Here is a 14,583-nt window from a genome sequence, read left to right on the forward strand (position 1 = left end):
GACGGCCCCATCCGGGGCGATACCCAGACGCCCGCCACCATTTATTTTTCGAACGTCCCAAGGGAGGGTGATAATAAACGCTTGGCAACACAGCACTTCAAAACTGCACGACCTCCTGGGCGGGCGGCGTTCTCAAGACGCCACTGCAGCGTCCGAAATCTGGCGAATCCGGCTGCGGCGTCTCATGCACCTGCCGACATCGCGGTCCTCGGGTGGCCCACGGGGCAAGCATGCGAGCGTCGTGGAACCATCTTGTTCAGGCGTACGCCGAACGCTCATGAAAGGCAAACCATTTGGTCGATCATTGAGCAGACAGTTCGCTGATCAGCAACCACGTTGAACGATTAGAAACCAGGGGGATTCAGGCTCGCTCTCGGAGGCCGGAACCTGTTTCAGCAAACGCATCCCTGACTCGCCTTCCCACTGCGACACTTGAGCATAAGCGGGGACTTGGACGTCCTCCGAATTCTTTTCTGCGGTTGCCAGCACTCAATTAGCCCCGACGCTTGGGTGCCTAAGTTGCCATTGGACGATTCCAAGGGAAATTCACGGGAATGCTCTTTACTCGGACCGCGGGGAAAGAATAATTCTCGCGTTACCCAGGAACCGAACGGAGATTGCTGACTCCGGTTCTTGGCCTTTTCTTCAGCATCGGATGTTACTCCCCTATCTGCAGGGATCCCCAGCAGGCACTCCACGCCTTGCCAGTTTTGACGTTAACGCCCTGACTTTTCTGATGGTCGATTCCGGCCTGAGTGAGGTTGCGTCCATCCCCACCCCAATCGAAAGATCCGTTCGTGAACGGCACGTTTGCATTGGTGGCATTTGCCGCCTCCGTGTGCGCTACCGCTATGGTCGAAGCGTACTGGTATCGTCGTCAACTTCTCAAAATCCCTTTTCGAATCCACGTCAACGGCACTCGCGGCAAGTCCTCGGTGACACGTTTGATCGCGGCGGGGCTGCGCTCCGGCGGCCTCCGAACCTGTGCCAAAACCACTGGCACACTGGCCCGAATGATCCTTCCCGATGGGAAAGAGCTGCCGATTTTTCGACCGGACCGCGCCAACGTCATCGAACAAAAACGAATCGTTCAAACCGCAGTCGGGCACAAGGCCGATGCGCTCGTGATTGAGTGCATGGCGCTGCAACCCTTGCTGCAATCGGTTTGTGAACTGAAACTGGTTCGTTCGACTCACGGTGTCATCACCAACGCTCGCGCCGATCACTTGGATGTGATGGGGCCGACTCGTTTGGATGTGGCCCGCGCCCTGTCCGCGACCACCCCCATCAGCGGCAACATGTTCACCGCCGAAGATCGCGCGGACAGTTTGTCTGTGATGAAAGAAGCCTGCGACGACCGCGGAAGCGAGTTGTTGGTCACCACGGCAGACGATGCCAACGAAATCACCCAAGACGAACTGGCCCAGTTCAGTTACCTGGAACACGCCGAGAACGTTGCCTTGGCACTCAAAGTTTGCCAGTCCATGGGCATCGCTCGCGACGTGGCCCTGCAAGGCATGTGGGAAGCTCAACCGGACCCGGGTGCGATGCGTGTGCACGCTCAAACCGTTCACGGCAACACGTGGCACTTCGTCAACGCGTTCGCTGCCAACGACCCGGAATCAACCACCCGAATCTGGGATGCGGCCTACAACTATTTCCCAGGTGTCACCCAGCGTGTGTTGGTCATGAACTGCCGCGTCGACCGCGCCGATCGCTCGACCACCATGGCCGAGGCCGTGGCGACTTGGGCACCCGCGGATCGCTATGTGATCATTGGATCGGGCACGGACATCTTCCTACGGCGATTGCTCAAACGTGGGATTCATCCTGACAAAGTCATTTGTTTGGGGAATGCGGCTGGTCCCGAACTGGTTCAGTCGGTGTTGGAATCGTTTCGCCGCGAACAACACCTGGCAACCGCTTCCCAATCGCAATTCCATGTTGGAACAGCAGTCGCTGAACCTGTGGAAGCAATGGAACCCTCGACCATGATGCTGATGGGAATCGGCAATGTGGCCGGGCCCGGCATGGAATTGGCCGATCACTTCGGACAGGACCAGGGGTGGGAACGTTTCCGCACGCCTGTGACACATCCGGCACGAGTCTTGGAGATGGTTTGAGATGGAATGGCTCGCTTTGTCGATCGGCATTGGCCTGATCGTCAGTTTGATTTTCACCGAAGCGTTTGGCCTCAGCGTCGGCGGGATGATTGTCCCGGGTTACTTGGCACTGGCGTTCGATCAACCGGCGACGATCATCGCCACGATCGCTGCCGCTTTGGTGACGGCCTGGGTCGTCTACCAGATCGATCGCTGGGCGATCCTGTTTGGTCGTCGGCGAGTGGTGCTGACGATGGTGGTTGGATTTGCGATCGCAGCGACGCTGCGGTCCATGGTGGAACTCGCTTTCCCAGCGATGCCGGTCGGCGTTGCCTTGGAAGCGGGCACGTCCGCTGCCTCCATGATGATGGCCGGAACCACGGTCATCGGTTTTGTCATTCCAGGGTTGGTCGCTCTCTGGATTGCTCGCAGCGGCGTGGTGCAAACGTTGTCGCCGCTGGTGATTGCGACGTCTTTGGTCTACTTGGTCCTTGTGACGGCAGGTGTTGAAACGCTGGTATGAAGAAACTGTATTACCGCCCTCAGAAAATCTCGTCGGGTTCGCTGTTGTTCCTCGCCGCCCTTTCGGTGGCAACGGTTCTCGCGCTTCGCGCCATGCCCCATCAAATGGGCGGATGGAGCACGATGGTGGCCAGCCTGTACGGCATCCCGGATCTGAAAGACCGCATGCTGGAAGCATCCGAACGGGCAGACATCGCCTTCGACGCGATCCATGCCAAGCGTTTGGAACTCGGCCACCCGCTGCTCGATGCGCAGGACCCAGCCGACACCGGGATGGTTGGCCCCTCGATGTCCGCCGTGACCACTTTGCCGGGTCACCTGCCTGCCAAGCAAACATCGATCAATCCAAACTTCGCCGCGGTTGCCATGCGATTGCTGGTCGATGCCGGCGTTCGGCCTGGCGATCGCATTGCGATTGGGTGCACCGGATCCTTTCCCGCTCTGAACATCGCGGTCTACAGTGCCGCCGAATCGTTGGGAGCTCATCCGACCATCATCAGCAGTGCGGCCTCCAGCCAATTTGGCGCGAACTCACCGGACATGATGTGGCCGGACATGGAAAAACTGCTGGCCGACCAAGGCATCTTGGCCTACCGCAGCTTGGAAATTTCACGCGGCGGTTTTCGCGACCGCGCTGCGGGGATGACCGATGACACTCGCGAGATCTTGGACGCCGCGATCAAGCGAAGCGGGGTGCCGATCATGGACAGTGTCGACGACGCCGATGCCATCGAGCGACGCATGGTTGCCTATTCCAAAGCCGCGGAAGACGAAACCTACGCCGTGTACATCAACGTCGGCGGTGGAGACGCATCCGTCGGCGGCACGGAAGGCAACAATAGCATCGGCGAAGGTTTGATCTCTCCCAAACAACTCGTCACCATCCAAAAGAAGGCTGGTTCCCCGGAGGCCGTTGACTGTGTCGCAACACGGTTCCTGGCGTCGGGTGTGCCGGTGATCAACATGATCAACGTGGTGGCGTTGGCAAACCAATACGGGCTGCCAATTGCATCGGCAACCAAGGTGGAAGTCGGTCAAGGGATGGTTTACACCATCATCGACCCACGTCGAGTGCTGGCATTGATCGGGATCTTCTTCATCACGGCAGCCACTGCGATTGTGGTCAAACCGCCGCATCGATTGACGAAGTGGTTGCAACAACGAGGTTGGTTCGGCGACCAGCCCAAAGATCAGCCGCAATACATGGTCTGATGGGGCGACGACGGACGCGTCCCTACAATGGGAACGCGTCTTCTTCTTCCTGTTCGGCGTACAGCGGCATGTGCCGGTAGTACACCTCGAGGATCATTGTTGCGAACGAAGTGGCGGCCAAGCGGCCGCCTTCTTTGGGGCCGGTGTGCGTTCCGGCTTGTGGGAAGTACCAACTGCCTTTGCTGCCACCGGATTGCGATTGAGTTTCCACCAACCAATCCCGCAGCTCCGTGTTGAACTTGTCCCATTCTGGGCCACCAACATGCCGCAACACTTGGGCAGCGTAGTAGTCGTAATAGATGTTGTCCTTGCGAACACCAATGTCGACCAACGTCTCCACGCCCTTTTGCAATCCGGGGTGATTTTTATCCCAACCCAAGTACATGCGGCACAACAACCCTGCGGCGGTGCAAGCCGGGCGGACTCGTGTGGAAGGCGACTGATAACCGTACATCGCACCCCCGTTGGACTGGACCTTGTCTAAAAACAAAGTCGATCCGTTGATGGTCTGTGGCGGCACAATCAGGTGCCCCATGTAAGCGCTTTTCAGCGCCATCACTTGCCACCCCACCACGGACGTGTCACCGCCCGAAGCATCGCGGGGCTGATAACGCCATCCACCGTCTGCACACTGGGAGGTGACGATGTAATTGATCGCTTGCTGAGTCGGAACGGCAAGCGCGGGGTCCTCGGTCATCGCATAGGCTTCGCTGAGAACGATCGCCGCCAAGCCATGCGAGTACATCCCGTTGCCAGCTGATTCCGACAAATCCAACACGGGCAACCCGCGGACCGTGCCTTTCTTTCCGTTGGCGATCAAAAACAACAAACCACCTCGGACGACATTCTTGAAGTCACCCGAGTAGTGCGTTTGCCCGGCACCTAAGAACGGCAGCAAAGCCATCGCGGTCGCTGCGTTGACAGCTCCGACTCGCTTGGGTTCGCCGGGGTCGCCGCACTTGCCGTTGCAAACCAGGTTGTGTTGAAACGTCCATCCGCCGTTGGGTGCTTGGTGAAGAGCCAACCACTTGAGTGCCTCGGTGACCGCCGCTTCGCTGGCGGCCGACCCGCCATACTCCCGCAACAGTTTCTTCTTCATGTCCACCGAACGGCTGTCCATTGCGGTCATCGAAACCGACGACAACGTTTGCAATGTCTGCGCGACGGGAGCCATGTCGGACGCCAAATCCGTCATCTCCATTGGCACCGAAGGCATGTCCATCGCCACATCGACCTGCATCGTTTCGGTTGTATCAAGGGCTTCGGAAAGCTCCACCTGTTCGGTGAACTCTTCCATTTCAACCATGTCACCGGGATCAATCTGTTCGATTTGGAACTCTTCGATCTCAGGGCCTTCTTCACCGTTCGATGTCGCCGACAACACGTTGATGATTTTGACGGGGTCGGCAAACGTGACCAAACCGAGAATCAAAATCACACCGATGTGGAACAGCGTGCTGATCAACCAAGCGGGAGCGGCTTTCAAGAATCCCATGCGACGGCGTGGGGCAGCCTCTTCCGCACCTGGCGTTTCATCCGCCAAGGTTGCGTCGACAAGGTCGTGATCTGGCAAGGACGTTTCCGAAACCGTGGCCATCAATCATCCCAAATGAAGAGGAGTCAAATCTTTGTCCTGACAAGTGGAACGCATGGGCCTTGGTCAATGACGATCAAGACGAGTCATTCCAACAAACACACGGCACAACATCGATGAAGTCAATCCATCCAAGATGCGAGAAGGTGCCGTTTCGGACGCTTTCATTGTAGCTGAAACCGCATGAATCGCCGTCAAACGATTCCTGTGTGAAAATAGAACGCAGCAATCGATGAAATGTACCCGGCGCAATCGATGCGTCCGGCCCCCCGGGTGGCTAAAACAGACAAGCAAGTCACCCCCTACTGGAGTGACTTGAGCTTGGCGAAGCGATCCGCAAGCGGAAGCAAACGCTCGTCCCGAATCGCGTCCATGTGACCTCGCCAAGTCGCATTGGAATCGGGCGTTGAGTAGCCCAACCCACCCGACATTGCGAGATCAATGGTCTCGTCATCGGCAACGCCCGTCTCCGCAATCGCTTGGGCTTCACGCCACATGGCGGCCGCGAACATGTCGGCGACCAAAGAAATGTCACCGTTGATTTCTGCCGCACCAAAGTCATCGCGGGAATAGCGATCGACAAGCTCACTTGCCTCTGCGGAGAGTTCGTCCCCCGCCCGCACGCCATCCTCTGCGTAGTTGTAAAACCCTTTGCCTCCAGCCACGCCGAGCAGGGAACGTTTGACCATCGCAGGCAACAGCGGCGAAGGATCCATCCGGTGCGGGAACGATTGCCAAACCACTCGCCCACCATCAAACGCGGTCCGCGGACCGATCAAGTCAATCAATTCGAACGGCGACATCGGCATGCCATAACGCAGCGCCGCTTCGCGAATGGTGGCGGCCGACACGCCAGCGCACAACAACTGCATCGCAAGATTCAAATACGGAGCCAGCATACGATTGACAACAAACCCCGGCGAATCCAAGACTCGCAGCGGAGCCTTTCTCAAGCGCCGAACGTGTTCTTCGCAAACTGCGATGACCGCTTCCTCGGTTCCGGGATGCACAATGATTTCCGCTGCGTGGCGTCCCACCACGGGCATGAAAAAGTGCATCCCACAGAACCGTGAGGCATGCGTGTTCATTGCACCGGCGATCTCACCAATCGGCAAAGTCGAGGTGTTGGTGGTCAAAATCGGTGATCGCGAAAACCAGTTTTCAACCTCGGCAAAGAACGCCTGTTTGATCGCCAGTTTTTCGGCGATTGATTCGATCACCAACCAAACCGGAACAGCATCCATGTTGATCGTAGGGTTGTCCGGCACCTTGGGCATCAGGTGCACAATCGGAATCGGGACCAACGCTCCCCACGGCGACGCCGAATCGGCTGTCCCGTCGGTCCGCTGGAGCACTGCATCGCAGGCTTCTGACAGCACCGCTTCATCCCGGTCCGCCATCCAGACTTCGCATCCTGCCAACAGATGATCTGTCGCAATCGCGCGGCCGACGACTCCCGCGCCCACCAACAACACTCGAATCGATTCCGCCACGATCAGCGAGTTCCTGCGGCGTTGTCGCTCGACTCAGGCTTCGCTTTGACTTCGCCGGCCTTCTCAGCGGAATCTTGGGCGGGCTTTTTTGCTAACGGCAAAATCGTTTCGTCCGGGGGCGTGGTCGCGTTGGGATCGTTTTCAAACTGCGGTACCAAGACCAACCGAACCGAAGTCGCTTGTTCGGGAATGTGCTCGGTGAACGCGACAAACAACAGATTGCCGGCTTGGGCACTGCTGGAAAATGGCACATCTAACATCGCACTGCTGAAATTGGACACGCAGATCATGTCACCTGAATCAGCGGAGTAATGCGTGACCTTGTCGACCGGGTCCGTCCAGAGCTGGCTGCCTGCGAACACCCACTGCTCAGCCAATGCCTTCTTGGACTCGTTGTTCTGAACCCAAGTTCTCGCGTCAGCCACTTTGAACGCTCCCTTTTCATCTCGCCAAGTCACCCAGACAGCGACCGGTTGGCCGGTTGGCGGTTTGAATTCCGGGTCGTAAGAAACCGGCGTCCCAGATTTGGTTCCCAGCGCCAGCAACGCCGCATGAACTTCTTTGCTTTTCGCGAAGGCAGCGACAACCGATTCGTGTTCCTTGGTTCCAACCGGGCAAGCGAACATTTCCAATCCACCGTTTCGCATCGTCACGTAGCCATCGAGATAGGCCCGCTTGGCTTTTGGATCGATCCACAAATCGGGAAGCTTGGTGATCTGTTTGGCGTTCGGAGGCGCGGCGTATTTGTCCGCCATTGCACGCATCTGCCGATCCCACTCTTCCAACTCGGCTCGAATGGCTGCGTCATCGTTCGGATCGGGATCATCCGCCGCCGGAATTCCAAGCGAACGTTCATTCACCTTTTCCGTGGCTGGCTCGGTTTTGCCGGAGTCGTCTTGAGCCGAGGCGATCGACGCCCCCGCGTTTCCGAGCAACGCGACCAGGATCACCACCAGCCACCCGCTGCCCCCCCGAGAATGTCTCAATAGACCGGCGGAGAGAACTTCGCCGCTCACCAACCCAGGCAAGGTCCCTGGATTGGTTGCCAAACGAGACCGGCGAACGTCTGAAACAGATTTCATGAACATGAATTTTTCAATCACTCAAATGCGGGGAGTCTACAACTGGCGCCGCCCGGTTAGACTGCGTGGCCAGTCGATTCGTCGATCGTTCCATCGATTATTCCCTGCGTAGCACCTCGGGTCCATGACACTGACCAAACCGCCATCCAAATCGAACTCGCCCCGAAAAAAAGCCTCGGAGGCTGGCTCCACGTCCACCGACGGGACCACCAGTCTCACGCCGATGCCTGACGCAGCGGCGTGGCAGAGCCTGCGCAAAAAGATCGAGTCTCGCCGCCAACGTCAAAACGCCACCCGATTGTACGGCGACGATGCCATCGACGGCCAAATTTACCATTGGGGATTGGCGGCGCTCCTCAATGGGCCCGTCGATGCACTCAGCCATCAATTGGCAATGTTGGCTACCGTCGAGCCGGACCGCGCGTCCTCCACCGACACGGATTTGATTCCCGCTGCGGAACTTTTCTTGGAAGCCTCGCGGGACGGGCGTTCGGACGTGGCCGGCGACGTCGGCTGCATCCTTTGGGCCTCCTCGCTTCCCATCCTGACTTCGACTTTGCCATTGGAACTTTGGTGGAATCTGCTGGCGGAACTGCAACGACGCGTCGCTTCCACACTGGCCCAAGACGAACCTCAGTCGCCCCATCACTTGTTGTTGGCCGGTGAAGTTGGACTGACCCTGGCGCATCGTTTGGCGGATATCCCCAGCTGCGCCGCGCGCGGAAAACCATCCTCTTCAGCCGTCCAAGCCTACTTGGATCACGAAGAAACGATCGACGAGGCCTTGCGAACCCCGCACGCTTTGCGAGCCATCATGGCATCGATCATCCGCTGCGAAGAAACGATGCGAGCCGTCACAAAACGTAAGTTCAACCCAACGCATCGGTCGACTGCCGAAGAACTGGCCGGCTGGATTGCCGCGACTTCGCGTGTCGATGGATCGCCCGTGCTATCCAAGACAACCGCCCAGGATGTCGCTCTGGATCACGTCGGTTTGGTTTCGCGAACCAAGCAGCCAGCGAAGAAAAAGAAGTCCACTTCAAAAACCAAAAAAACCGTTCGCCCGATCGCTCCCGCCGGTTTGATGGGACGAGCGATGCAGTACGACACCGATTCCTTGCTGCCCGCGTTCTCAGCCTCCTTGGGGCAAAGCCAAAGTGGCGGCCGCTTGGCCTGGGAAATCTCGCTTCCCGAATCAATGTGGCACAGCGATGTGGCCGGTTTGGTCGCGATGTTGCCGGAGTGGGATGTGCGCCGAGGGCGAACCTTCATCGACTACAGCGATGAAGTGATGCGAATCGAAATCATGGGCGGACGCCGCACAATTTTTCGCGGTCCACTGCAAACCACCGTCGAACTGGACGGGGTCAGCCAACATCCCAAAGGGGCTTGGCAAGCGACGTGCGAATACACCGACGATGACGTTCACTACCTAGAACTGGAACAATCCTTCACCGGTGGTGTGGTTCTGCAACGACAGTTCATGATCATTCGCGATGACCGTTGCGTGATGGTGTCCGACACCGTGTTGCCAGCCCAATCCGATCCCAACTCAACCGCGTCTTCGGATGCAACCGAGCAAGGAGCCGACGGCACGCCCAGTCCCTTTGGTTCCCTGGCTGATGTCCAGATCCGCTGCGTGACCCGTTTCCCGGTTTGCGAGGATGTCTCCGCGATTCCAGACGAGCAAACGCGTGAGGTCTATTTCCACGACAACAAACGTCGTGCGATGATGTTGCCACTGCCGGCAGCCGAGTGGCGTATCGGGCCCACCGACTGCACGGCCGATCCCAGCGACACCGAGACCGAATCCAACTCCGTCATTGTGACGACCACGGGAATCGGGGCCGTCTACAGCCCCATTTGGTTCGATTTCCAATCTCGCCGCTTCCACCGCCAACGAACGTGGCGAACACTCACCGTCGCCGACGAGTTGCAACTGATCCCTCGCAACATCGCCACGGGATTCCGAATTCAAATCGGCAGCGAACAATGGATGATCTACCGTTCACTGCTCGGCCGTCGGCCTCGTTCGGTGCTCGGCAAACACTTGGTCGCCGACTTCTTCGCAGGACGGTTCCATCCCGGTGACGGAGGCGTGGAAGAACTCGTCACCGTCGACGATGCGGTCCAGGAGTAACGAACCGAACGGCAAGCTCAATCCAGTTCAGCCAACCGACCAGCAACCGCCTGAATCGCCAAGTCGATCTGCCATTGGGAATGGTCGCGATCACCGGCAACGTTGCTGATTCCGCGAACGACCATGCACGGGGTCGATGTCATTCGGCACGCCATCGCGACGCCAAACGCTTCCATGTCTTCCGCGATCACTGCCTCAGCCGGAGGCGAACCGGCCAGACTTCGACGACGACTCGCCAGGGCCGCCTCCGAAGACGCGGCGCAGACGCTGACCAGCGTGTTGATCGAATGGGCCGTCTGATCAGGAACAGGCAGTTCCAAGCGGTCACCGATTGAATCGGATGACTGCCCGTCGGTGCCTGCCCACTGTTTCCATGCCAGCGAATCCGCGGAAACAAACGCGTTGCCTTCCCCCACGCCGATCCCATCGCAAATCACACCTGCGAACCAGTGTGCTGAACCGACCGCTGCAGAATCGGATAAACCGCCCGCGATTCCGGCCAAGATGACTCGCTCCGGTTGATGGACCTGAATCGCTTGCATGGTGGAGGCAGCAGCAGCCACTAAACCGAACCCGCACAACTCGCAGTGCCAACCTCGGGAAGCCAGTGCAAGGGAGTCCGAATGGCTCAGTAGCTTCGAGCGTTCACCCGAAGTTGGAATCAATAGCAGAGTGGACTTAGCGTCCGCCACGACGAATTTCCGAGCCTGCAAACCGAATTTGGAAGCGATAAATCTTCTTGGTCACGCAAGTGATCTTGCCGGTCTGCAAATCGAAGTGATCCGGGGTCTCCGCCAGATTGATGTTGGCGACCGCGCGGAAACCACGCTCGGCAAACACATCGATCACCATCGCCAATGTCATGGGGTCTTCGAAGATCGGGTCTTCACTGTTCACGACTGCCAAACCAGCAATCGCGTGACGACGCACAATTGGCATGAAGCGACTTTGAATGATCTCAATCACATGCTGGAACAATTCTTTGTGTTCCAGTTGATACCCATCCAGACGACGGACCAGTTCCTGACGTGCGTGAACGCCAAGTTCGGTTGCCAAAGGCAGGTGCCGGACCGCGTCGTAGGTTTCCGGGTCCAACTCGAGCGACGATTGGTATTCCAATTCACTGCGGATGTTGCGTTCGACTTCTGCGATGTCGCCGCCCGCATCGATGAAGTGGTAGTGGTAAATCTTCTTCAACGACTGCAGTGCGTCCCAGGTTTTCTCCTTGAACACGCGATACCGTCGTTTTGCGGCGGTGGGATCGAGGTCCGTCAAACGCAGCTCAAGGGGCTCACCGTCGTTCTCGGTTTCGACCCGTTCGTTGTGTTCGGCGATCTTCCGACCACGCAGCAACTGCCGTTCGATGCTGGTCTTTTCGTCGATGAACAACACCACCGCGTGAACGGTGGGTTTGCGGAAATTGATCGCCAGCGGCGTCGAATGATATTCACGATAAAGCTGATTCATTTTCTGAACCAACTGATGCAGACACTCCACTTGAACGCGCGTTCGCGGGAACCCGTCCAAGATGCATCCGTCGCGGTACTCTTCTTCCAGAAGTTTGCGGAACAAAATCCCGACGACTTCGGTGTCGCCGACCATGCCACCAGCTTCTTTGATGCGTTGGGCTTCGGGCGTGTCGAGCAGACTGCTGACCACAATCGGATCGCAAGTCAAACCGCGTGCCTTGGAGATGAAACCGCTGTTGGTTCCTTTCCCCGACCCCGGTGCACCGCCCAACAGAATCAACTCTTTGGTGAACCGCAAATTTTCGCGGCCGTACTCTTCTTCCAAGTCATTCCAGACGTTGGTGAAAATCACGTGGGCGTCTTTGACCTCCAGATCTTCCACGGAATGTTCTGCCGCGGCAGCGACCGCTTCATCGGTCACCAGTTGAGACGCTTGGTCTTCCACCACGCCGGAGCCCGTGGGTGGCAAATCAGCGTCCGAATTTGAGATTTCGGGAGCTTCGTCCAGTGAGTCCATGGCAGCAACAGGATTCATACAAGGCGGAAAAAATGGAAGTCAACACCCCGCATCCTAACCAAGGAACGATGCCCCGCGAAGCGTCATTCACTCTGGCGAAGCCAGATGGACGATGGGATAGGGCGTAAAATCCGTTGCAACCCGCAAAGTGATTGGTTGGGAAGGATCGGCCCCCAAACGGGGTTCATTTTTCAACGTCAACCAAACCTTGTCTTTGCCCAAAATTTGATTCCTCAACACGCGAGCGAACCCGGGCTCGATTCCATCGCGGTGTGTCCCCATCACCTCATCGCCAATCTCGCGAATGATGGGTTCCAGTCGATCGCCCGCCGTTCGCAACTTTTCGCGAGCCTCGGGGGACGTCCAGACATCCACCCAGACCTGGCGGAGGCGATCGTTGTCAACCACCGCTTCCATCACGATGGTCCGCAGCAAATCCCGCGCTTCGTCGTCCTGCACGATTTGCAAAGCGACTTTGCCAAGCCGATCTCGCAAGACTTCGTTGGCGGCCAAATCACGCAGGATCGCTTCCACTGCCTCGGTGATTTCATCCGAGTGTGCCTCCACGATCGGGACCACTTCCTGTTCTACAAATCGCGACCACTCCTCCCGCACCAACTCCCGTTCGGGAAGGGGTGCACTGTCGTACAAGGCACGCCAACCAAATCGCCACAGCGAGGCTTTTCCCCAAATTTCACGACCAATCGTTTCCGCCGGCTCCCGCCCATGAAGACGCAGCACTGGCAAGACCTCCGTCCGAACCAACGGCACCATCTGATCCTGCACGATCTCTTCCCGAAACCGAGCGGTGATGGATTCCAACTCGACGTCGTGGCGTTTCAGCGACGCAGCCAGTTCGGATTCGATCACGGGCAAGCTTTGCCGAAACGTTTCGAATACCAACGGCAACATTGCTTCGCTGATTTCTTCCCCGTGTTCCCGCATCGCCGCTGAGATCTGTCGCGCCAATTGTTCCCGCTTGGGTTTCGGCAGCAACGTCGCGATCACATCATCGACTTTGCCCGACGAGCGATGCAGGGTTGCGTCAAGTGATTGCTCGGGATCCCAGAACGGGCTGACCGAATCGAGATCCATGGGTGCGTACAACGTCAGCGTCACCGTTTTTGCGTCTGGATCAACCTGCCCAACGTGCCCCACCTGATGCCACTGATCTCGATCCATGTCCTTCGCAAACGCTGCGTCACCCATGCTCAGAGCCGACGTCGGATCCGACAGGACCACCGATTGCGTTGGTGTCCAAACGGCTGACACCAAGGGGCGGGCACCACCGCGTGAGGAAGCGATCAACCAACCGCCGCCGATCACCAAGCACGCCAACCAGAACGCTGCGCCCAAAAAACGAGTGGTCTGCGTTGTCATGCCGAATCTTTCTTGAGAGCTCGCAGTCGGTCGACGTAAACCGCCGCGACAATGATCACACCCAACAAGATGTTTTCAATGTGGTTTTCCAATCCCAACGAGGTGCAACCGTGAGCGATCACGCTCATGATCAACACCCCGCACAACGTTCCGACCACGCTGCCGCGTCCTCCCAGCAATGATCCACCGCCGATCACCACCGCAGCGATGATCTCCAGTTCCAATCCCATCCCCGCCGACGCGTCGCCTTTTCCGAGCCGGGCGATGTCGACACAGCCTGCCAAACCAAACAACGCACCCGCGATCACGTAGACCAAAATCTTGGTTTGACGGACCTTCACACCGCACAATCTCGCCGTCGCTTCACTGGATCCAATCGCGAACACGTGACGGCCAAACACCGTTTGATGCATCAGCAGTGCGGTCGCGATCGCCAAAGCAACGGTCAACCAAACACCCCAACCAAAGTTGGGCATCACCGGGTAGGCGATCCATTCCGGACTGGGAAACGGCGTCACCGATGCCCACAACCACTCAGGGATTGTTTCTGCCGGAGGTGTGATCGTGCCGCCCTGATCCGACAGGCTTTTCCCCAATCCCATGAAGATCGTCATCGACCCCAACGAGATGATGAACGGGGTCAGCCTCAGTCCCGCGATCAAGACACCGTTGAACAACCCGCACAGTGCGCCCGCGCCGACCGCCATCGCCAGCGCCGCGAAAATCGACCATTCGTTGTCGAGCGTCAGTGCCGCGACACAGCCACACAAGGCCGCGGCAGTTCCCGCGGACAAATCGATGCCGCCACTGACGATGATCAAGGTCATTCCCAGCGACGCGATGCCGATTTTGACGCTCTGAACGCCCACCAATCGCACGGATGCCATGGACGCGAAGTTCCCATCGCTCCCGGTCACCCATTCCGCAACGGCAAAGAACAGGACCACGATCACCAACGCCAACAGGGGTCCAGCGGTATTCAATCCTCGCTTCAACAACGCAGTGGGTTCCTTATGAAAAGATGACAGACGCGAATCAGGCGGGCTTTTGCCGCTCAACCCGGCTTCGCAAA

Annotated in this window: 11 protein-coding genes; 4 read left to right on the forward strand and 7 right to left on the reverse strand. The window is 57.9% G+C overall.

What is annotated here, in order from left to right; all coding sequences use genetic code 11:
• Window positions 1-797 precede the first annotated feature (797 nt).
• The 3 genes from pgsB to pgsW are packed head-to-tail and all read left to right on the forward strand — an operon-like array spanning window position 798 to window position 3,836.
• Window positions 798-2,123 carry a poly-gamma-glutamate synthase PgsB gene (gene pgsB / locus RISK_RS10690; RefSeq protein ID WP_053061139.1) on the forward strand — a complete coding sequence of 442 codons (1,326 nt, stop codon included), beginning with the start codon at window positions 798-800 and terminating at the stop codon, window positions 2,121-2,123.
• Window position 2,124: 1 nt separating this feature from the next.
• Window positions 2,125-2,625, forward strand: a complete 501-nt coding sequence (pgsC, locus tag RISK_RS10695) for a poly-gamma-glutamate biosynthesis protein PgsC (RefSeq protein WP_047814298.1) — start codon at window positions 2,125-2,127, stop codon at window positions 2,623-2,625.
• Window positions 2,622-3,836, forward strand: coding sequence for a poly-gamma-glutamate system protein (pgsW, locus tag RISK_RS10700; protein WP_047814299.1), 1,215 nt, complete (start codon window positions 2,622-2,624; stop codon window positions 3,834-3,836). The genes pgsC and pgsW overlap by 4 nt, the downstream gene beginning before the upstream one ends.
• Window positions 3,837-3,858: 22 nt before the next feature.
• Here pgsW and RISK_RS10705 read toward each other — a convergent pair whose 3' ends face one another.
• The 3 genes from RISK_RS10705 to RISK_RS10715 form a co-directional block, all read right to left on the reverse strand.
• Window positions 3,859-5,433: a prenyltransferase/squalene oxidase repeat-containing protein gene (locus RISK_RS10705; protein ID WP_047814300.1), complete on the reverse strand. Its 1,575-nt coding sequence runs from the start codon at window positions 5,431-5,433 to the stop codon at window positions 3,859-3,861.
• A gap of 299 nt (window positions 5,434-5,732) precedes the next feature.
• Complete coding sequence (locus tag RISK_RS10710) at window positions 5,733-6,923, reverse strand: 3-hydroxyacyl-CoA dehydrogenase (protein ID WP_047814301.1); 1,191 nt, start codon at window positions 6,921-6,923, stop codon at window positions 5,733-5,735.
• A gap of 2 nt (window positions 6,924-6,925) precedes the next feature.
• Window positions 6,926-8,011, reverse strand: coding sequence for a YdjY domain-containing protein (locus RISK_RS10715; RefSeq protein WP_236696202.1), 1,086 nt, complete (start codon window positions 8,009-8,011; stop codon window positions 6,926-6,928).
• Window positions 8,012-8,129: 118 nt separating this feature from the next.
• Here RISK_RS10715 and RISK_RS10720 point away from each other — a divergent pair, with 118 nt between their 5' ends.
• Entirely contained in the window at window positions 8,130-10,145 is a 2,016-nt protein-coding gene (locus RISK_RS10720) for a hypothetical protein (RefSeq protein ID WP_047814303.1), read from the forward strand.
• A 17-nt stretch (window positions 10,146-10,162) separates the two neighbouring features.
• On the opposite strand, the gene mqnB is transcribed toward RISK_RS10720, so the two are convergent.
• The 4 genes from mqnB to RISK_RS10740 all read right to left on the reverse strand — a co-directional run bounded on the left by mqnB (window position 10,163) and on the right by RISK_RS10740 (window position 14,569).
• Entirely contained in the window at window positions 10,163-10,837 is a 675-nt protein-coding gene (gene mqnB / locus RISK_RS10725; RefSeq protein WP_047814304.1) for a futalosine hydrolase, read from the reverse strand.
• Complete coding sequence (locus tag RISK_RS10730; protein ID WP_047814334.1) at window positions 10,824-12,131, reverse strand: nucleoside monophosphate kinase; 1,308 nt, start codon at window positions 12,129-12,131, stop codon at window positions 10,824-10,826. Before RISK_RS10730 ends, mqnB begins: the two co-directional genes overlap by 14 nt.
• An 87-nt stretch (window positions 12,132-12,218) precedes the next feature.
• Entirely contained in the window at window positions 12,219-13,511 is a 1,293-nt protein-coding gene (locus tag RISK_RS10735) for a hypothetical protein (RefSeq protein ID WP_047814305.1), read from the reverse strand.
• Entirely contained in the window at window positions 13,508-14,569 is a 1,062-nt protein-coding gene (locus tag RISK_RS10740) for an ABC transporter permease (RefSeq protein ID WP_047814306.1), read from the reverse strand. The genes RISK_RS10735 and RISK_RS10740 overlap by 4 nt, the downstream gene beginning before the upstream one ends.
• Window positions 14,570-14,583: the final 14 nt, after the last annotated feature.

This window comes from Rhodopirellula islandica (assembly GCF_001027925.1).
Lineage (GTDB): Bacteria > Planctomycetota > Planctomycetia > Pirellulales > Pirellulaceae > Rhodopirellula > Rhodopirellula islandica.

Excerpts from the sequence above, each read along its gene's own strand:
- RISK_RS10705 (WP_047814300.1), bottom strand. The coding sequence starts at position 5,433 with ATGGCCACGGTTTCGGAAACGTCCTTGCCAGATCACGACCTTGTCGAC.
- RISK_RS10715 (WP_236696202.1), bottom strand. The coding sequence starts at position 8,011 with ATGTTCATGAAATCTGTTTCAGACGTTCGCCGGTCTCGTTTGGCAACC.
- RISK_RS10735 (WP_047814305.1), bottom strand. The coding sequence starts at position 13,511 with ATGACAACGCAGACCACTCGTTTTTTGGGCGCAGCGTTCTGGTTGGCG.
- pgsW (WP_047814299.1), top strand. The coding sequence starts at position 2,622 with ATGAAGAAACTGTATTACCGCCCTCAGAAAATCTCGTCGGGTTCGCTG.
- RISK_RS10730 (WP_047814334.1), bottom strand. The coding sequence starts at position 12,131 with ATGGACTCACTGGACGAAGCTCCCGAAATCTCAAATTCGGACGCTGAT.
- pgsC (WP_047814298.1), top strand. The coding sequence starts at position 2,125 with ATGGAATGGCTCGCTTTGTCGATCGGCATTGGCCTGATCGTCAGTTTG.
- RISK_RS10720 (WP_047814303.1), top strand. The coding sequence starts at position 8,130 with ATGACACTGACCAAACCGCCATCCAAATCGAACTCGCCCCGAAAAAAA.